The 20339-nt window shown below is 49.9% G+C and carries 16 protein-coding genes; 5 read left to right on the top strand and 11 right to left on the bottom strand.

Going from position 1 to position 20339, the window contains the following annotated elements:
- Positions 1 to 277: 277 nt before the first annotated feature.
- From glyA to CX664_RS09835, 3 genes are all read left to right on the top strand, one after another.
- Positions 278 to 1543, top strand: coding sequence for a serine hydroxymethyltransferase (glyA, locus tag CX664_RS09850; RefSeq protein WP_101746572.1), 1266 nt, complete (start codon positions 278 to 280; stop codon positions 1541 to 1543).
- A 262-nt stretch (positions 1544 to 1805) separates the two neighbouring features.
- A complete protein-coding gene (gene nrdR, locus CX664_RS09840) occupies positions 1806 to 2267 on the top strand; it encodes a transcriptional regulator NrdR (RefSeq protein WP_101746570.1) in 462 nt (153 codons plus the stop codon).
- Positions 2268 to 2951, top strand: coding sequence for a zinc metallopeptidase (locus CX664_RS09835; protein WP_101746569.1), 684 nt, complete (start codon positions 2268 to 2270; stop codon positions 2949 to 2951).
- A 209-nt stretch (positions 2952 to 3160) separates the two neighbouring features.
- Here CX664_RS09835 and CX664_RS09830 read toward each other — a convergent pair whose 3' ends face one another.
- The 3 genes from CX664_RS09830 to nrdD form a co-directional block, all read right to left on the bottom strand.
- Positions 3161 to 4462: an Rcat domain-containing protein gene (locus CX664_RS09830; protein ID WP_101746568.1), complete on the bottom strand. Its 1302-nt coding sequence runs from the start codon at positions 4460 to 4462 to the stop codon at positions 3161 to 3163.
- 67 nt (positions 4463 to 4529) lie between these two features.
- Positions 4530 to 5015 carry an anaerobic ribonucleoside-triphosphate reductase-activating protein gene (gene nrdG, locus CX664_RS09825; RefSeq protein WP_101746567.1) on the bottom strand — a complete coding sequence of 162 codons (486 nt, stop codon included), beginning with the start codon at positions 5013 to 5015 and terminating at the stop codon, positions 4530 to 4532.
- 225 nt (positions 5016 to 5240) lie between these two features.
- Entirely contained in the window at positions 5241 to 7373 is a 2133-nt protein-coding gene (nrdD, locus tag CX664_RS09820; protein WP_101746566.1) for an anaerobic ribonucleoside-triphosphate reductase, read from the bottom strand.
- A gap of 494 nt (positions 7374 to 7867) precedes the next feature.
- On the opposite strand from nrdD, the gene CX664_RS09815 reads away from it, so the two are divergent.
- On the top strand, positions 7868 to 8812 hold the full coding sequence (locus tag CX664_RS09815; protein WP_101746565.1) for a C2H2-type zinc finger protein: 945 nt from the start codon (positions 7868 to 7870) through the stop codon (positions 8810 to 8812).
- A gap of 170 nt (positions 8813 to 8982) precedes the next feature.
- Entirely contained in the window at positions 8983 to 9723 is a 741-nt protein-coding gene (locus CX664_RS27410) for a UPF0149 family protein (RefSeq protein WP_101746564.1), read from the top strand.
- A 303-nt stretch (positions 9724 to 10026) separates the two neighbouring features.
- Here CX664_RS27410 and CX664_RS09805 read toward each other — a convergent pair whose 3' ends face one another.
- From CX664_RS09805 to CX664_RS09770, 8 genes are all read right to left on the bottom strand, one after another.
- Complete coding sequence (locus CX664_RS09805; protein WP_101746563.1) at positions 10027 to 11778, bottom strand: mechanosensitive ion channel family protein; 1752 nt, start codon at positions 11776 to 11778, stop codon at positions 10027 to 10029.
- 186 nt (positions 11779 to 11964) lie between these two features.
- A complete protein-coding gene (locus CX664_RS09800; protein ID WP_101746562.1) occupies positions 11965 to 13470 on the bottom strand; it encodes a CoA-acylating methylmalonate-semialdehyde dehydrogenase in 1506 nt (501 codons plus the stop codon).
- 133 nt (positions 13471 to 13603) lie between these two features.
- Complete coding sequence (locus CX664_RS09795; protein WP_101746561.1) at positions 13604 to 14749, bottom strand: RNA-guided endonuclease InsQ/TnpB family protein; 1146 nt, start codon at positions 14747 to 14749, stop codon at positions 13604 to 13606.
- The gene (locus CX664_RS09790) at positions 14727 to 15356 is read right to left on the bottom strand and encodes an IS607 family transposase (protein ID WP_101746560.1); all 630 of its coding nucleotides are present in this window, start codon (positions 15354 to 15356) and stop codon (positions 14727 to 14729) included. The genes CX664_RS09795 and CX664_RS09790 overlap by 23 nt, the downstream gene beginning before the upstream one ends.
- A gap of 170 nt (positions 15357 to 15526) precedes the next feature.
- Entirely contained in the window at positions 15527 to 16717 is a 1191-nt protein-coding gene (locus CX664_RS09785) for a pyridoxal-phosphate-dependent aminotransferase family protein (RefSeq protein ID WP_101746559.1), read from the bottom strand.
- Positions 16718 to 16833: 116 nt separating this feature from the next.
- A complete protein-coding gene (locus tag CX664_RS09780; RefSeq protein WP_101746558.1) occupies positions 16834 to 17316 on the bottom strand; it encodes a MaoC family dehydratase in 483 nt (160 codons plus the stop codon).
- A gap of 194 nt (positions 17317 to 17510) precedes the next feature.
- A complete protein-coding gene (locus CX664_RS09775) occupies positions 17511 to 19346 on the bottom strand; it encodes a hypothetical protein (protein WP_101746557.1) in 1836 nt (611 codons plus the stop codon).
- 30 nt (positions 19347 to 19376) lie between these two features.
- Positions 19377 to 20321 carry an alpha/beta hydrolase gene (locus CX664_RS09770; RefSeq protein WP_101746556.1) on the bottom strand — a complete coding sequence of 315 codons (945 nt, stop codon included), beginning with the start codon at positions 20319 to 20321 and terminating at the stop codon, positions 19377 to 19379.
- Between the last annotated feature and the right edge of the window lie 18 nt (positions 20322 to 20339).

Below are 20339 nucleotides of genomic sequence, written 5' to 3'. Positions count from 1 at the left end.
TCACCACCAATATCCAGGCATTTCACAGCCTCTTGGAGCCTGTCGGACTTAAGCGTCCGTAGCGAGGATTGCGAGAAATTGAGGATAAAAATTTCTGCTTCTGAGGAGAATAGCGGGGCTATTTGACGAAGAAGCAGGAATTTTTAGACCAATTTATCGCAACCGCACGACTGCATGGATGCAGAAGCTAGGGCAACGCAGGAGCAGTTGCCGCGTAGGAAAGTCTTAAGTCCGACAGTCTCCTCGGCGGGCTGTTAACAGGCAACCGAGGTAATGAATGTTCACAAAGGACATGACCATCGCTGAATTTGATCCGGAGCTGAAGGCGGCTATTGATGCAGAAACCCTGCGTCAGGAAGAGCATATCGAGCTGATCGCTTCCGAGAATTATGCCAGTCCAAGAGTTATGGAAGCTCAGGGCAGTGCGCTGACCAATAAATACGCTGAAGGCTATCCCGGCAAACGTTACTACGGCGGCTGTGAGCACGTTGATGTGGTTGAGCAGCTGGCCATTGATCGTGCCAAGGCACTGTTTGGCGCAGGCTACGCCAACGTTCAGCCGCACTCGGGTTCCCAGGCCAACTCGGCGGTTTTCATGGCGATGCTGAAGCCCGGTGATACGATTCTTGGCATGAGTCTGGCCCATGGTGGCCACCTTACCCACGGTGCCAGCGTCAGCTCCTCCGGCCGAATCTATAATGCAGTGCAGTACGGCATTACACCTGATACCGGTGAGTTGGATTACGAAGAAGTTGAACGCCTTGCCCTGGAGCATAAACCCAAGCTTATTATTGGTGGCTTTTCTGCTTACTCCAGGATTGTTGACTGGCAGCGTTTTCGGGATATTGCCGATAAGGTCGGTGCTTACTTCCTGGTTGACATGGCGCATGTTGCCGGGCTGGTGGCTGCTGGCGTTTATCCTTCGCCAGTGGGCATTGCTGATGTGGTCACCACCACCACTCACAAAACCCTGGGTGGACCGCGCGGTGGTTTGATTCTGGCCGCTGAAGATGAAGAGCTGAACAAGAAACTGAACTTTGCCGTCTTTCCTGAATCCCAGGGCGGTCCTCTGTGCCATGTTATTGCTGCCAAGGCTGTCTGCTTCAAAGAAGCGATGTCTGATGAATTCAAGACTTATCAGGCCCAGGTGGTCGAGAATGCCCGGGCCATGACCCGGGTGATGATGGAGCGGGGTATCAATATCGTGTCCGGTGGGACCGATGACCACCTGTTCCTGATGGACCTGATCGGTAAGGAATACACCGGTAAAGATGCCGAGGCAGCCCTTGGCCGTGCCAATATCACGGTGAACAAGAACGCGGTGCCTAATGACCCTCGTTCACCTTTCGTAACCAGTGGTCTTCGTATCGGTACTCCGGCTATTACCCGTCGCGGTTTTAATGAAGAAGACTCAGCAGCCCTGGCTGGCTGGATCTGCGATGTCCTGGACGCCCTGGGTGATGGTTCCGGTGATGCACAGGTGGAAGCAGCAGTGAAAGCCAAAGTGCTGGAAATCTGTTCGCGTCTTCCGGTTTACAAGTAACTGTTTGGTGGGGAACAGAAAGCCGCTGTGCCTTGAATGAGTGCAAGGTCAGCGGCTTTTTTTATAGATCGCAATTGAGGTCCTGAGGTTAAAAAACGGCTTTCTACGTTGAGTGCTTCAGTGGCTGAAACTGCTTCGGGTTCTGATATACGGTTAGAAACCGGGAACTTGTAATAAAACCGCAGCTGGTTATCATTGCTTTGGGACATATAGCAAATGGTGTCCCCTTATCCCCTCAAAAACTCAAGGATTAACTTGCTCAATGCATTGTCCATTCTGTGGTGCTGCTGAAACAAAAGTGATCGACTCGCGTCTGGTTGCAGAAGGCAGCCAGGTGCGCAGGCGTCGCGAATGCCTGTCCTGCATTGAACGTTTCACCAGTTATGAAACAGCAGAACTGCTGATGCCGAGGCTGGTGAAGCGGGATGGTACCCGTGAACCTTTTAATGAAGATAAACTGCGGGCGGGCATGTCCCGTGCCCTGGAAAAAAGGCCGGTAGGTGTTGAGCAGCTGGAAGAAGCGGTGAGCCGCATTACTCATCGCCTGCGGGCCATGGGTGAGAGGGAAGTCAGTTCCCGGATTCTGGGTGAAGAGGTTATGCGCGAATTAAAGCAGCTGGATGAGGTGGCCTATATCCGTTTTGCCTCCGTCTATCGTCATTTCAAGGATCTGAATGAGTTTCGGGAAGAGATCGACCGACTGGAGACTGAGGATCGGGATTAAATGCCTCTGATTCTGTTATTGCTGGCGATTCTGGTCCTGGTTTTTGGTCCCCAGTTCTGGGTCAGGCACACGTTCCGTAAATATGGCAGAGACCGACCGGATCTCCAGGGCACCGGCGGCGAGCTGGCACAGCACCTGATTGAACGATTCCAATTGGATGGCGTATCCGTTCGTGAAGGTCAGGAAGGTGAGGATTATTATGATCCGGAAAACCGGGTAGTTTCGCTCTCCTCATGGCACTATCGGGGGAAGACCATCGCTGCTGTTGCCGTTGCTGCCCATGAAGTCAGCCATGCCTTGCAGCATCAGGAGCAGCACCCCGGGTTTATGCGCCGTCAGCAGCGGGTAAAGATGGCCATGATGATTGAGCGGTTCAGCGTTATGGCCCTGATGGTGACACCTTTTATTTTCTTATTCACCCGGCTTCCCCAGAGTACCCTGATCACTTTGCTATTGGGCGCTTCCGGGATGATTGCCTCACTCTGGGTGCAATTGATGAACCTGCCCGTTGAGATGGATGCCAGTTTTAACAAGGCCCTGCCGATTCTGGAGGAAGGGTATCTTGCCAGAGACGATCTACCGGGGGCCAGAAAGGTCCTGAAAGCCGCGGCAATGACCTATGTTGCTGCGGCACTGGCAAGCTTGCTGAATATTGGACGATGGATAACTATTTTAAGACGATAAGCCGTTGGGCAAATGGATGCCTTTGGAATTGAGTTAAGTAGTTGGCCAAATGGAATCGTCTATTTCTGGCTAAGTGGGCAGTTACTATGCAAGGCACAACGCAGGGAGCCTAGCCGTAGCTATGTGACCGGAGCTTAAATATGGTCAGTTTATCCCTGCTGGTTCTGTTTGTTCCTACGTTTTTCTTTGGTTAAATCTGGCAGAATAAATCAACTGCCAGCGGAGGATCTGTTGCCAGAGAAAAATCTGTTTAATCTGTGGAAGGGGGGGGGTGGAGTTCTCCTCCCTCTCAGAATTCGAATGTCTTGTTTTAAATCCGCAATTTTTCTGGCGTAAAGACGTTGACGGTTCCCGGCATCATTACACTGGTTAAAATCATGGCATTTTACTCTGAATGTACCTCGTTTTTGATAACTCTTTGCTTCATTCCAATCTTTAAGGCACTCAAAGCAAATGTCATGGTCACAAAAACTGGCATCTGCGGGTGCATTCTCACGTGCATGGGGGCCTGACCGTCGAATGTGATTACAGCCTGAAGATCTCTCAATGAGGTTATCACATTTCGGGCATGGCCTGAATCTACTGTCATCCGCCTGGGCCATCTGGTAGACCTGCAGTTTTGCATTCAAATCAGAAAGCCGCTGTTCCTGACTTATGATATGTGCTTCATCACAACTCTTATTGAAATGGGGCTTTTCTTCACAGTTTGCGCAAAACTTGCGAGTACAGGGTACATAACCAATATTGCGTTTGTAAATTTGTCCAGAGCAGCTGATTACCGCCTGTTCAGGCTCTCTCAGGTTGACAAAATACTGTTCATTGCAGTCTCGGCATGTAGCATATTTTGTCACCACAGGGCCAAGCAATGGGGAAAACGGATCCCGGGCAAAAATCCGGAGTTGTGATTGCAGGTGGAAATCTTGCAGCATCTGCAAACATTCCGGGGATGATATCTGTGGAGCAAGCTTGTTGACGGGTATGGAGTGGTGTTTGGACGAATCGCACGTTGGGCAGGCTATGCCAACGCCATTTATTTCATCATTTGTTATGGGGTCTGCGATTCGATATTGAGTGTGCTGTGCCAGGCAGTCAGAGTGAATCCACGTTGATGTTTCACATCCGGGGATAATTGCTGCTTCTGGTGCACTTTGAAAATCACTCAGACAGACAGAGCATTGTGCATCGGTGGGTGGTTGAGTCTTACTTGCATCCGACGTTTCTTGTTGTAGAGGTTCCGGGTTTTGTGCCGCAGTAGATTCTGGCATGGGAGCAACAGGATTTAATAAATGGCGGGTTCCGTGCAGGTAGGCACCATCAGTTGCTCTCATTTCATAAGTTATGGTTCTGGGTATGTTGGGGTCAGCCTCTAAAACGGACTGTAAGGTACGATCCAGCCATGAAGCCAGGGCATCAGTATTCGGGTCTTCATTAGATCGTCCAATATTGTTAGAAGCATTACTGCTAGAAGCAGTACTGTCAGGAGCGATATTTAAATTGGAATTGGGAATCATATTTAGGTATTTAAATTCTTGATTTACTTTAAATAGACTAAATTTTGATCCCAAAGTTTCATTTTCTTTAAGTAATCTGTCTCAGTGTATTATTAATATCAATTATTCTTTGATTGCTGCTGCCCCGCCAGGGCAGTGACAGATCTCTCTTATCCAGCTCAAAACGTCCATCAATCAGCACATCAATGTATTGCACAACGTCCTGTTGAGCCTGACTGAGTTCTTCCAGCGTGTAGCCAGTCCAGAGCCAGATATTTTTCTGCGGATATTCAGCTTTTACCCGCTGAACCAGCTTCAGTATGCCGGATAGATTGCCGGGAAACAGTGGGTCTCCGCCGGACAGCGACAGCCCATCGCGCTTGATGCGGGAATCCCCCAGGTCGGCAATAATCCGGTCTTCCATGGCCTGGTCAAAAGGTATTCCCTTGCGGGCATCCCAGGTGGTGGCGTTATGGCAGCCTTGGCAGCGGTGTTCACAGCCACTGACAAACAGGGTGCAGCGGGTGCCTTCACCATTGACCACATCGATTGGATAGTACTGGAGATAGTTCATGCTCTTTGCTTTTCCATGGTACCTGTGGTGTTCGTTCCCGCGCAGAGCGTGTTGCAAAAGGTATAAAAGCCTTGAACCACAAAGGCACGAAGACACAAAGGAAGCCTTTTTTGTATGCTGAGCGTAGCTCAGACAAGCTCGGCAAAACCTTTGTGTCTTTGTGTCTTTGTGGTTTTTTTAAGGCCTTTCGCAACAACCTCAGAGCGAGGGAACGAGGCACCCGTATCAGAGGTGCTTCACCCGACGAACCACTTCTTCCTGCTTACCTTTAATAAACGGGCGGCTGTTCGGTTGACCCAGGTAGCCACAAACACGACGGGTTACGGACATCTTGTCGGAGTCACGGTTTTTGCACTGCGGGCATTCAAAACCACGGCTGGTGGCGTTGAACTCACCTTCATAATCACAGCTGTAGCAGGAGTCATTGGGTGTATTGGTGCCGTAGTATGGGACCTTGTCGTAGGTGTAGTCCCAAACGTTTTCCAGAGCCTTAAGGTTGTTGACCATGTTCGGGTACTCACCGTAACAGATGAAGCCACCGCTGGCGTGTTTGGGGTATACCTGTTCAAAGTCGACCTTGTCGTATGGGTTGACCTTCTTTTCCACATCCAGATGGAAAGAGTTGGTGTAGTAGCCTTTTTCAGTCACGCCTTGAATAACACCAAATTTCTTTTTGTCCAGACGGCAGAAACGGTCACACAGGCTTTCGCTTGGGGTTGAGTAGAGGCTGAAACCGTATCCGGTTTCCTGTTTCCACTTATTCACCGCGGCACGCATCGTTTCCACAATGGCAACGGCTTTCTGGCGCAGATCTTCACTGTCGTACAGATCACCAGAACCATTTTTGCCACCATAAAGGGCATTGATCGTCTCATGGATACCGATGTAGCCAAGGGAGATGGAGGCACGGCCATTTTTGAACATATCGCTGATTTTGTCATCGGGCTTCAGGCGAACACCGCAGGCACCTTCTACGTAGAGAATGGGCGCTACCCGTGCACGGACACTGTCCAGACGCTGGATACGGGTCATCAGGGCTTCTTTCGCCAGCTGCAGACGCTGTTCCAGCAGCTGGTAGAAGGTCTCTTCACTGCCTTTACTTTCAATCGCTATGCGGGGCAGGTTGAGTGAGACGACCCCCAGGTTATTACGGCCATCGTGAATCATCTTGCCGTCTTCTTCATAAACCCCCAGGAATGAACGACAGCCCATAGGTGTTTTAAAGCTTCCGGTCACTTCAACCAGCTTGTCATAGTTGAGAATGTCCGGGTACATCCGTTTGCTGGCACACTCCAGTGCCAGCTGCTTGATGTCGTAGTTCGGATCTTCAGGGCTGAAGTTCACCCCTTTTCTGATGGCAAAGACCAGCTTTGGAAAGACCGGTGTCTTGCAGTTTCTGCCCAGGCCACGAATCCGGTTTTTCAGAATGGACTGCTGCACCAGGCGCTCTTCCCAACTGGTACCGAGACCAAAGCCAAAGGTGACAAACGGCGTCTGACCATTGGCGGTGTGCAGGGTATTTACCTCATACTCCAGTGCCTGATAGGCGTCATAGCAATCCTTTTCGGTCATCTCCATGGCGTATTCACGGGCTTTTTCTTCATCACGGATCCAGCGCATACCTTGCTGCCGGTGCTTTTCAAAGGTTTTGCGTACGTAAGGTGCGTGAATACGGTCAATCTCATTGATGCTGGTACCGCCATAGATATGGCTGGAAACCTGGGCAATGATCTGGGCTGTGATGGCCGCTGCGGTAGTGATTGATTTGGGCGTTTCAATTTCCGCATTACCCATGCGGAAACCGTTGGTCATCATCCCTTCAATATCGATCAACATGCAGTTGAACATTGGGAAGAAAGGCGCGTAGTCCAGGTCGTGGTAATGGATTTCACCACGGTCATGGGCCGCAGTAATATGCTTTGGCAGAATATGCTGTCTGGCGTAGTGCCTGGCGACAACACCGGCCAGAAGGTCCCGTTGGGTGGGGATGATTTTACTGTCTTTGTTGGCGTTTTCGTTGAGCAGCTCTTCATTATCCTGGTTGATAATGCTCAGAATATCCCGGCTCAGGGCATTACGCGACTCACGTTCAATATCCCGGGTCTGACGATATTCAATGTATTTGCGGGCAGCGTTATGGTATTCGCTGCTCATCATCAGGTGCTCTACCTGATCCTGAATATCATAGATATCCACCAGTTCCAGACCTTCCACGGTGCTGGCTACTTTTTTCGCAACGTACTCAGCAAAGTCATGGTCTTTGATCTGAGCATCATTGAGGGCGCTGGCAACGGCTTTTACGATGCGTGGCGCATCAAAAGGCTGGCGTGAGCCATCGCGTTTGATGATCTCAGTCATGGTGAATCTCCGGACAAAATAGAGTAATGAGATATTGCGCCTTTTTGGGTGGAATATCTACAGGTGGTGGTATGCGTGTTTGGTTGACACTATATATGGTGTTTTGCGGCGACTATGATCTACTAAACTGTTTGATTCTGCAATATTGACAAAACGTAAATCTGCTGGGGAAAGCGCGGTTTTCATTCGGAAGTCAGGAGTTACTGACAGGGAAAGTCTCACATACCGTGTGGTTAAACACGATGAGCCTGCTGGAAATAGCACTCTGTAGGTATATGCCGAAATATTTCCATATCAAGCGGAAAATGACGGTGACTGTGCAAAACAGGTGCAGCATGCATGGAAAGCGCACTTCATCGCCATTTGGCAACGCTTTCCCGGTTCAGAATCGGTATTGAATAAAATGTAAAAAAATTTGGAATGAAGGAATTTTTTCTTGGAAAAGTGGTCGAATATTGAATCTATCGAAAACAATTTAGCAATAAAGTACAAAAATGGACCCATTTTCTCATTACCTTTTTTTTTCCCCTGAGGATTTTAACTGGCTCACTGAAACAACAATATGTGATGCAAAAGAAATTGGAATAAAAGATGGAATTTTCTGTGACAAAAAAGTTAAAGTGATTGATTCGGCTGATTCTGGCTATATTGCTGAAATGATCGAACGATATGGTGTTTTTGATTCACCCATTTGGCCAAAAATTAAGGAGATTCCTCCGCTATTTCCTAAGCCTGATGATCTTTGCCATATGTCCGCAGATAGTGAAGGAAATAAACGCCCACTATCTTCGCACCTCGAAAATTGCGATAAATCCGGAAATAGTGATATTTTCACAGAAATAAAAATGAATGAACCAGGTGCTCAGATAGCAAATTCAATAAAGGTCTTGCACACTGTCACGAAGTCTTTTCAGTGTAATCAATGTGAGAAGCGCTTTAATCGAAAGATGAATCTGCTAAAACACATCCGTATACACAAGGGCTTAAAGCCCTATAAGTGTCAGTTATGCAAAAGGAGCTTCACTCAATCCAGTAACCTGAAAATGCATATCCGCACCCATAATGGGGTGAGACCCTATAAGTGCGATAATTGTGACAAGCGCTTTGCCCAAAGAAGTGACCTGAAAAAACATACCCGTATCCATACCGGCGAAAGGCCCTATAAGTGCGAGGTGTGCGAAATGAGCTTCAGTATGGCCAATGGCCTGACAAAACATAGCCGCATACATACCGGCGAGAGGCCTTATACGTGCAAGGTTTGCGAAAAGAGCTTCAGACTCGCCAATAGCCTGAGTAAACATAGTCTCATACATGCCGGTGACGGTGGTACTTTTAAGTGTGAGGTGTGCGAAAAAAGCTTTGCACTTAAGACTTATCTAACTAAGCACCAGAAAACCAAACGCCATTTGCAAAAACAGGCTGAACTGTCATCAACCTAACCATCAGGAAATACTGGTCGCTGTCCTCCGGACAGGCAAACGGCCGTTTATGAAAAACAATTATAAAATTTACGTCATCTTTGTGGCAGGGATATTGATGGACTCTGTTGATGATGCGATGATTTGCGCCTTTTTTTGTATCTGTCCTGAAATGGAGAGAGGAGATTGAGTTGAGCGCTAGTTCTGGAAAAGCATCCCTGGCCAATTGCGAGTTTGATCAGCAGCAGGAAACCGTATTATCTGCCTATCTGGCATCACGCCCTGGCGGGAAAAGCGGTCAGGTTATGACGCTGCCAGCCATCAAAGGCCTGATGTTTGCCATTGCCAACTCACCGGTTAATGTTCCGCCGGATCGTTGGATGACCCTGGCGCTGGCGACCAAAACACCAGAGTTTGAATCCCCACAGCAGGAAGATGATATCCGCCATATTCTGTTTAACCTGCTGGATAAAACCAGAAAGACCATCACGGGTGGTTTTGAGGTACTGCCGGAAGAGTGCCGGGCTGACGATGTTTATTGTTCAGAATTTTCCCGCCTGCAGGAATGGGCGACAGGTTATGGGCAGGGCTGTCAATTACTGATGGATGTCTGGATCCAGGTGCTGAAGCATCCCGGGGTTCAGCCTATGGAAGAGTCCTGGTCCAGCTGCATGGTGCTGCTGAACGTCTGGAGTCGTGCAGACAGCCTGCTGGAAAAAGCCAAAAAGAAAGATGGCCCGGATGTGAATAAGATGCTGCAGGCAATGCCAGCGGTGGCCCGGGAGATGGCGGTGATGTGTCACGATATTCGCGAGATCTGGCAAAAGGCCCTGGAAAAGCCCGCTCCGGTCAAGGTGACCAAAGTTGGCCGCAATGACCCGTGTCCATGTGGCAGCGGCAAAAAGCACAAGAAGTGCTGTGAAAAGGCTTAAAAGAAAGAACTGTTAACCACAAAGGCACCAAGACACAAAGTAACGGCATTTTGATGGTAATGAATTGGCTCGCAATAATTCCGACATTCCTGAGCCTTGAAACTCCGTTCGTCCTGAGCCTGTCGAAGGGCGTATACTCCGGCCTCGATTATCGTGCCAGTCACCCTTCGACTCCGCTCAGGATGAACGGAGACCGAGTTTAAAATGTCGGAATTATTTAAGGACAATTCCTAAGAACTTCGCTCTTACCTTCTGTTGCTCTTCTTCGTGTCCTCTGTGCCTTTGTGGTGCAAAAAAAGTTTTTTAAGTACGCCCGTCTTCCCCTTCGCCCACCGTGCGCAGCCCGATATCTGATCGTTGCACGGTTACCCGCTCGCCCGGCAGTTCGGCTGGTGCTTTATAAAAGTGCAGTTCCCGTTGCGGGAATGGAATGGTGATGCCCTCCCGGTCAAACCGGACTTTTACTTCACGGGTAATATCCCAGTATACATCCCAATAGTCGTCTGTTTTTACCCAGGGACGAACGACAAAATCCACGGATGACTCATTGAGCACATGCAGACGAATCATATGCTCTGGCGTTTTCAGAATTTTCGGGTGGCTGCTGACAATATCTTCGAGAATCCCTTCTACCTGCTCAACATTGTCGCCGTAGGCAACCCCGAAGACCATATCAACCCGGCGAATGCGTTCCGAGGTGATGTTTTTGATGGTTTCTCCCCAGATCTTGGCATTAGGCACCATAAAGACCTGGTTATCGAAGGTGCGAATGGTGGTGTTGACCAGGCTCATCTTGCCGACTTTGCCGGCAACACCGCCTGCCTCAACAAAGTCACCCACATCAAAAGGGCGGTAGATCAGGATCATCATTCCGGAGGCGAAGTTGGACAGGGTATCCTGCAGGGCAAAACCGATGACAATACCGGCAACACCGAGACCGGTCAGTACCGGTGTCAGGTCCAGACCTACCTGTGCCAGCGCGAACAGGAGGCCAAAGATGATCACCAGGTTACCACCAACATTGATAAAAAATTCCTGAACCAGTGTACTGAAACGGGCTTTTTTATGGGTGACGGCACGGGATATTCCCCGCCGAACCAGACGCGCTAACACTATCGCTGCCGCCAACAGAGCGGCAAACAGGAACAGGCGGGAGAGGATGCCACCCAGATTGGCTTTGAACCAGTGCGTCAGGTCGTCCCATAGCCCGACAATTACCGTACGCAGCGTATCAATGTTAACCACGGCTTCGGCCAGATTGCCGGTCGCCTTGAAGATCAGTTCATTGTAATGATCCACCGGCAGCTCCTGTTCTTCCATCATCATCACGATCTGCCTCAGGTTGGCGACTGCGCTGCGCACCAGGCGATCCTGGCTGGCAATTTTACTTTCCAGAGAGCTGCGGGCATCAGCAGGAAGGGATTTAAGCTCGGTCTGTAACAGCTCTTTCTGACGGTTGTTGTTGCGCAGGTAGGCAGCCATAAACTCGGCATAGCGAGTGATCTCATGGTCAAGTTTCTGCTGTAACGCGGTGGTATCAACCTGCCAGCTTTTCAGTAAATTCAGGTTATCCAGTCTTTCGCTCTGTAACCAATTGATATAGGCGTAGAAGTCATTGATATTGAACAGCACCAGCAATTGCTTGTCCGTTTCAGCCTGTTCGTATTGCTCAAACATTTTACGCAGGTCGGATGAGGCGGGGGTCAGTCGGGCTTCAAAAAAGCGATTTTCTGCGTTCACCACCTCCTCGCCCAGTTGCACGGCGGCTGTTGTATTAACGGCCTTAACCTGGTCCAGGAAGTTATTTACCCGTTGCGTGGTCGTGCGAATATCGGAGACGATCTGCTGCTGAATCAGGTCGCGGTTCATTTCTGATGTGGTTGTCTCCCAGCTGGCTTCCATCTGAAGCACGCGCTTGCCGGTGGCTTTAATATCCGTTATTACCGCAGCATGAGCATCAATCAGCTCCGTTGGTAACGGTGGCTGGGGAGCGGTGATGTTGGCAAAGGCGTTGAAGGAAAAAAACAGAAATATCCAGACAAAGTTTCTGAACATCGGAAGTCTCCGAAAGGAACATCAGACGCTGTTCCAGTTTAGGTGTTGATTGTTGGCGCTACGGGAAAATTTGTGGGCCAGAATTTTACCTCTGCTTTGTTTAAAGAGATATGCTGATGTTGTATTTCGAGCAAAATACTGGTTCTGGAGGAGAGAGAAGGCTGGCAAAAGCCAGCCTTTGGATGGTTATTTCAGATGGATTGTCAGGTTTGGCTGATCACTGTGTTTAACCGCCCCTTCATCATAGTTCCAGAGGGAGGTCACGGTTTTCGTTTCTGTATAGAAACGCACTGCCTGCTTGCCATAGGCATGGAGGTCACCCATAAACGAACCTTTCCAGCCAGTGAATGAGAAGAAGGGGAGGGGGACAGGAATAGGAATATTAATCCCTACCTGACCCACTTCAATGTCACGCTGGTATTTACGGGCAGCAGCACCAGAGCTGGTAAAGATTGATGTACCATTGCCGTATGGGCTGGCATTGATCAGCTCAATGGCTTCCGCCAGTGTATCCACCGTTATGCAGCAGAGCACCGGGCCAAAGATCTCTTCCCGGTAGATGGCCATCTCCGTGGTGACATCGGTAAACAGTGTTGGCCCGACCCAGTTGCCTTCCGGAAGTCCGGCAACCGTGCAGTCACTGCCGTCCAGCAGGCAGGTTGCGCCTTCTTCTCTGCCTTTGGCGATTAACCCCAGTACACGATCTTTGGCGGCTTTGGAAATGACCGGGCCGTAGCCGGCTTTGGGGTCGTCCCAGGCACCCGGTTTAACAACGGATAGCTGGTCTTTTAACTCCTCAATCCAGTGTTTACTGTCCCCGACAAAGACCGCCACGCTGATGGCCATGCAGCGTTGACCGGCAGCCCCCACAGATGCCCCAACAAGACCATTTAATACCCGGTCTTTGTCGGCATCGGGCATGATCACCATATGGTTTTTCGCCCCCGCCATACACTGGGCACGCATCATATTTGCGGTGGCTGTCTGGTAGATGTATTGACCAACAGCTACCGAGCCTACAAACGACACCGCTTTGGTATCAGGGTGATTCAGGAGGTAGTCTACCTGCTCTTTACCGCCGTGAATGGCTTGCAGTACCCCCTTGGGAGCACCCGCTGCCACAAACAGCTCAATCAGGCGCATCACCGTGAGTGGTACCTGCTCTGAGGGCTTCAGAATAAATGTATTGCCAGCGGCAATCGCCAGAGGGTACATCCACAGTGGAATCATGGCCGGAAAGTTAAATGGGCTGATACCAACACAAACGCCCAGGGGCTGGGTATAGCTACAGGTGTCGATATTACTGGCAACATTCTCAACGGTTTCACCCATCATGGCTGAAGGGATATTGGCCGCCTGTTCGACCACTTCAATACCACGCCATACATCGCCCCTGGCATCAGCAAACGTTTTGCCGGTATCCAGGGAAACCAGTTCTGCAAGGGCATCATGGTTGTCTTTAAGCAGGGCGACATAGCGCATCATCAGACGTGCACGGTCCGATACCGGGACATCCCGCCACTGCTTAAAGGCTGCTTTGGCACTTTTCACGGCTTTTTCCATTTCGGCTTCGGTGGCAAAGGGCAGTTCCGCCAGCAGTTCCTGGGTTGCAGGGTTGGTGACAGAAATAAACTGTGAGCTTTCACTGGCGATGAATTCGCCATCAATAAACAGGGGGATTCTATTGGGCATGGGATTACCTGTCTTATTTTATGATTAAGCGTGTTCTTCCCTACCGTTACTAAAAACCTACGATAATCAAGATTATCTGGGTTTATCTACACCGTCAACGCAGCTGCATACCGAAATATGTCTTACGCTACTCTTATGTAGGGTTTAGGGTCTGGGCGACCCCGTCGAGCTGTAACGTGTCTCGACCATAATTATCTAAATTCACACTGGCATTATGGTCACGATCATGATGAGTTTTGCAGTTTGGGCACTCCCACTCCCGAACGGATAACAACAGGCTGTCGTTTAGAAAGCCGCAACCTGGAACAGAACACCGCTTAGAGCTGGGAAAAAAACGGTCTGCAACAACCACCTGACAACCCCGTAACACTGCCTTGTACTCAATAAACTGACGCAACATGCCAAAGCCTGCATCATTAACAGCCCTTGCCAGTTTACGGTTTCTGGTGGGGCGGCCTTCCGTCATGCCTCTCACATTCAGATCTTCAATGGTAATGACCCTGAAGTTGGCAGTGAGATAGTCGCTAACCTCATGCAATACAGCCAATCGCTGGTTACTCACACGATAATGAAGTTTGGCAACGGCTCGCTTGGCTTTCGCAGAGCGGTTGCTTCCCTTCGTTTTGCGGCTTAAAGCCCGTTGTTTTTGTCCCAGACGTTTCAGCGAGAGCTTTAGCTTCTGATTGGCAGCGAAGGTTTTACCATTTGAGCAAACCGCCAAATCCCTGATGCCAAAGTCAACACCAACCGATTCTTCCTCTTGAGCTTTTGGGTCGTAGTCTTGAGTATCAATCAATATGGAAGCAAAGTATTTACCCGCCCGTTTACTGATCGTGACCTGGCAAGCGGTGCCAGTAAATCTCAGCGCTTCACGCATTTTGATTCTGGTTTTGAGTTTTTCTATGCGCAGGGTTCTGCCATGAACACCAAACTTGGGTTTTTCACGTAAGGAAAAGCTGTCGTTTAACCCGCGTTTTTTAAACCTTGGGTATCCTGCTTTATTGCCGTTTTTCACCCGACGGAAAAAATGGGTAAATGCATTATGAAGGTCATCGACGGTATTACGTGTTACACGTTGACTGACTTCTGCATACCAGGGAAATTCAATTCGAAGTTCTTTGTATTTTTCATGGGCGGCCTGCTTCGACCACCTGACTCCTTCCTGACTAAAGTGAGCCAGCAACTGGTTGAAGGCATGGCGACGGGAACCGCAGGCACGATCCAGATAATCTGCCTGTTGCGCGGTTGGTCGCAATTCAATCTTGTGTGCCAGCAACATCTTTCAGCGTTTCCAGCATTTTTTTGTGCTTCTTGCTTCGGCTGCCATACAGTCTTGCACTAAAAACGGTAATGATTTCCAGTACATCATTGGCAAGTTCTTCCGGTTGGCCGGCCCCCTCGAATGAGGGTTGGTCGCCTTTATGTATGATAACGATCTCAATGCCCTGTATCTCACAGAGAGCAAACACCAGCTCTGCACCAAACCTGAGTAACCTGTCTTTATGGGTTAACACCAGTCTTGTAATCTGGCGTTTCATAATCAACTCAAGTAACTGGTTGAGCCCTTTCTTCCTATAATTCATGCCTGAGCCAAGGTCACGAATAACTTGCGTTCGCCAACCTTTGGCAGCGCAGTACGTTTCCAGCAGCTCTTGCTGCCGGTCAAGATCTGCCCTTTGGTCATGGCTGGATACACGGCAGTAGCAAAGTGTCGGGGCGGACTCATTGCTAATACCCATCAACTCGGATAAATCATAATATCGAGTCCCCCCCTTGGTTTTTCTGGCGGGCAATAACTCGCCTGTACTCTCCCACCGTCTAAGTGTGGAGTGGTCAGTACCCAATAAGCGGGCAGCTTCACCAATCTTGACTAATCTCTTATTCATAACAACAGATTATGGTAGATAATCATAGATTATTCAAAGCTGTTTAAAGCCCAGAGGATGTGGCGTTGCCGGGCGCTCTTGCGGCCGCGTAGCAACTCCAGCTCCTTTGGGGATATAGCCAATACATCTTAATGGCAGGCTCAAAGGGTTTGCCATTTGAGCCTTTCTTTCTATTGATAAACAGAGATGGCGGCTTTTACCGCTTCGCCGGGTGTGAACCTGTGGCCCTGTCTCAGCAGCGCAGATTCCAACGCTGAGAGACAGTGCAATACATTGGTTTGATTAGCGGCATACCCCATCAGGCCGATCCGCCACACTTTGCCGGCAAATGCGCCGAGACCTGCACCAATCTCCAGATTATATTCCGCCAATAGTTGCTGTCGAACCGCAAGGTCATCGACACCTTCCGGTATGACCACGGCATTCAGCTGAGCCAGTCGCTCCTCTTCAGGAACCAGCATTTCCAGTCCCATGGCGGCCAGTCCGGCAACCAGTGCCTGATGATGTCGCTGGTGCCGCTGCCAGCGGTTTTCCAGCCCCTCTTCCTGCAACAGGCAGAGCGCTTCGTGCAAGGCGTATAATTGGTTGACGGGTGCCGTATGATGATAGGATCTTTTGCCATCCCCCCCCTCATCTTGAAACCAATAGCCCATAACCAGGTTCATATCGAGAAACCAGCTGCGTACGGGTGTTTTTCTGGCCTGGATTTTCTCCACAGCGGCTTCGCTGAAGCTGACCGGTGACAAGCCGGGAACACAGGACAGGCACTTCTGGGAACCGGAATAAACGGCATCGACTCCCCACCCATCGACTTCCAGCTCTGAACCGGCCAGCGAGGTTACGGTGTCGACAATGGTCAGGCAATTATGCTTTCTGGCCAGCTGACACAGTGTTTTTGCATCCGAACGTGCACCGGTAGAGGTCTCGGCATGAACAAAAGCCAGAACTTTGGCATCGGGGTGGGCGTTCAGTGTTTCTTCCACGGCTTTTGGGTCTACTGCACGCCCCCAGTCGGAATCGACGGTAATCGCGGTACCGCCCATGCGTATGACGTTTTCTTTCATCCGGCCGCCAAAGACACCGTTTATGCATACGATTACCTTGTCGCCTTCTTCGACCAGGTTGGCAAAACAGGCTTCCATTCCTGCCGAACCGGGTGCGGAAATGGGCAGTGTCAGCCGGTTGCTGGTCTTGAAGGCATATTGAATCAGTGACTTCAATTCATCCATCATCCGGATGAACTCAGGGTCAAGATGCCCAATGGTGGGGCGCGCCAGGGCTTCGGTAATTCTGGGGTGAACATCTGAGGGGCCGGGGCCCATCAGGGTACGTTTCGGGGGGTGAAAAGGGGCGATAGTCATAACTGCCTGTTATTCTCCACTTATGGGCACTGCTGTCGTGTAGAGCGTGCCAGTCTATTATTCTGGGGAAGCCTGACAGCAGAGGGCTTGTCAGGCAGGGCTTTCAGTTGATGTTGCTATTCGGCTCGCTTCAATACTACTTCGGGCAGCGGATATTCATCAACAACGACCTTACCAGAGGACGGCATGATTTCCGCTTTGCCTTTCACAACGGTTTTACCATTCTGGTTGATCACATTGGTCGAGACGGTTGCACGCTTTCGTTGTTCATTGATTTCCAGAATTTCCAGCTCAACCGTTACCGTATCACCGACTTTTACCGGGCGCAGGAATTTTAGCTCCTGGCCCAGATAGATACCACCGGGTCCCGGCAGTTTTGTCGCCAGGGCACAGGAAATCAGTGAGGCGGTCCACATGCCGTGGGCAATACGACCTTCGAACTGGGTGGTTGCGGCAAATGCCTCGTCCAGATGAACGGGATTAGTATCGCCGGATACTTTGGCAAACAGCAGGAGGTCTTCGTCGGTCAGTGTGCGGGTCAGGCTGGCCCTGGTGCCAATGGTTAATGCTTCGAATGGGATGTTTTCCAGCTTGCGCATAAGTAAAGGCTCTATTGCTTTGTTAAAGTATGGGTAACTGTTTTGTCAGAACGGTCTGAGCGTATATTTTCATTGGCAATGATTATCGCACCTTTTGTGGTGTGTCGGGTACCGGAGGACTGCCGTCATGGTTTTTTCCTGACCACTGTTTGCGTCTTGGTGGAAAGGTTAACACTATGGCTGGAGTGACTGAATCAGAAGTTGGAGCCGTTATTCTTTAGCCGTGGGGGGGGCTGTGTGCCGGGCCTCACATCCAGTGCTAACAACTCAGTCAGAGAGATTATTCCTCTGCTTTTCGGGGCGGTTTTTATGGATGGCTGGTCACCCAGATCGTAGTGGACAGATGTTGCTTTTGTGGTCATTCCGTGCAGCTTCTTTTTGATAAACCAGGGGATCCTGTCTGAAATGGCAAGAGAGTCGATCTTCAACGTTTTATTTCCTGAGGGCAGGTTTCTGAACCGAGTGTGATTTGACTGCAGTGCCCGGATTACTGTTTTCTCAATTTGCTTCTGCAGTAGCGGTAATTGTTTGTCACTCACCCCATGTGCAGTGAGGGTGTTTAAGTCTATATCCCCACCCGTGATATCCAAATGAATCATTATGCCCAGCTGATTATTACCTGCTTTTTTTCCGGTGATTTTTTTCCTGGCTGAATCAGGCAGTTGTTGCATAAACTCCGCTAATTTAGCAAAAGGAATTTGTACCATAATATCCAGCGAGCCACTCATATCTTCATCCAGCGTCATCTGACCAGTCTGTATATGAAATGGGCCTGCGTTGTTGTCACTGAACTTAAGATTGTCAAAAAAGATAGTTGGTTTCGACGTCTGGTCCCCAACCAGATTACTGTTCAGACCCGCATGTAGATCAAGCAATGACAGGTTGGTCTCTTCAGGAATGTATTCGGACATAGCCGGTGCCAGGCTGTTCAGGTTTCTGACTTTGATATTCGTGATCTGTGACTTCAGCCGGGCACCGGTCTCTTCCTGATTCCAGAATGTTGACATTGCCGGGGAGTCATCCAGATCAGAAACAATAGCTCCTGGCAGGTGATGCTTTAGCCCTGAGCAGTAGCGGTTGATTGACGCAGCGATTAATGACAGAAGGTTGCTCTCACCAACAAGCTCTGGCTGATTGATTTCAATAGCGAGTGTGACAGGTGCTTCCCCGGAAGCTTCTGCGGAACCGGACGGGTAATAGTCAACATCAAAACTGAGTTTGTCGGCACTGATGGTCAGGCTTTCTATCCCATTACCGTGCCTGTCAGTTCCCTGAGGCCTGACAATACCGGGCTGTATACCTTCAAGATGTATATTTCCGATCTTTATAATGGGTTCAACTTTGTCGGCGCTGTTATTATCCGGAGCCTGAGATGATGAAGTGGCAGAGGTATTACTCTGGTGACTTCTGCCACATATCGTTCCTTCCGGGCTATCCTTATTTGCACAAAGTTCCAGCTTTCCTTTGGTGATATGGATGTCCTGCTGTTTGCCCATATAGAGTTTGACAAGGGACATGCCGAGTGCCCGCAATTCTGATTTCGGGACTCCAACCGTTTTAATGCCAGCTTTGGCCAGTGCCCAGCCAAGCAGATCAACTTTGCTGTCGGCTATGGCCAAACCGTTTTCATCTGCCTGCTCCCCTGCTGCCGCAAGCCCGGCCTGTGCCAGAGAGGCGGCAAAACCCATGGTTCCAATGCCAAACTTTGCAACCTCAGATACTCCCTGACCTAACGATGACCAGCCTTCACTGAACGTCTGATAAGTTGTGTTGGCAAGATCGTATGAAAATAACGCCACTGCCCTGGCAACTTCTCTGGCTGGTGCTGTCAGCCAGCCAAGGTAGGAGGTTGGCTCTGTTGGAACCGCTGAGCGTTGATGAAGACCTTTTTGGGGAACCTCATTGACAGGTATTTCCCGCAAACCCCGGGTTTGAGAAATAGTCTGGTGGCTGTTTGAGGTATCAGGGGGACTCAGATTGGCAATAAACTGGCTCTGCGCTGGTCCGCCGATACCTGAAGATCTGTTCATAGTTCAGAAATCGGCGGCTTATGGATATTGTTAACTGTGCTTTTCAAGCCAGATGCACAGCTGATCAATCACTTCCTGATGGTTGGTTTCATGAAATAATTCGTGTCTGGCACCTGGGTATAGTGTCAATGTTGTATTGCTGTGACCAGAACTGATCCATGCCTTTTGCAGGTTTTTTAAGCCATCCGGTGCGCTGACAGGGTCTTGGTCTCCCCCTATGATCAGTACTGGCAGCTGATGGTTGATTTTCTTTAACAGGCTTTTTGAACTGATTTCCTGCAGTCCCCCGAACAGGTCATGCCAGAGCTGGTTGCTGCAGCGAAAACCACAAAGAGGGTCCCTGACATATCGCATAACCGATTCAGGGTTGCGGCTTAACCAGTCAAACTCTGTCGTATTGGGTTTAAAGCGGTTGTTGTATCCGGCAAATGTCAGTTGGTGGATGACAGGGCTGTGCCACATCACTCCCTGGCGCAGGGTTTCAATTTTGGCGACCAGCCGGGCGAGCATCAGCAATGGCTTTGTCACCAAGTTTGACCCAGAGAGAATGGCACCGGATATATTTGGGTTATGCCTGCCCAGATAGCTTTGCAGGATATAACTGCCCATGCTGTGACCCAGAAGAAAGCAGGGTAGAGTCGGGTGCTGGGCAAGGGTGTGGTCAACGACCCGCTTCAGGTCCTGAACCACATTATTCCACCCATCATGGTTACCAAAATGCCCCTGGCTGGACGTTTTATTGTTGTTGATGGTTGCGCCATGCCCGCGATGGTCATGGGCATAGACATGAAACCCTCTTCTGGTCAGCTGCTCCGCCAGCTCCTGGTAGCGGGCACTGTGCTCAGCCATGCCATGACTGATATGGAGCACAGCCTTTGGATTTTTTTTCGCCAGCCACTGGTAAACCGGAATACGGTGGTGGCCTGATTGGCTATTGATGGTTACCAGTGATGGTGGCGATTCCGGTTGGGTCATGCAGCGTCCTTGAATAGG

It is taken from the genome of Endozoicomonas acroporae (assembly GCF_002864045.1).
In the GTDB taxonomy this organism is placed as follows: Bacteria; Pseudomonadota; Gammaproteobacteria; order Pseudomonadales; family Endozoicomonadaceae; genus Endozoicomonas; species Endozoicomonas acroporae.
Note: the sequence above shows the minus strand (reverse complement) of the source record. Positions and strands in the feature narration are given on the sequence as shown.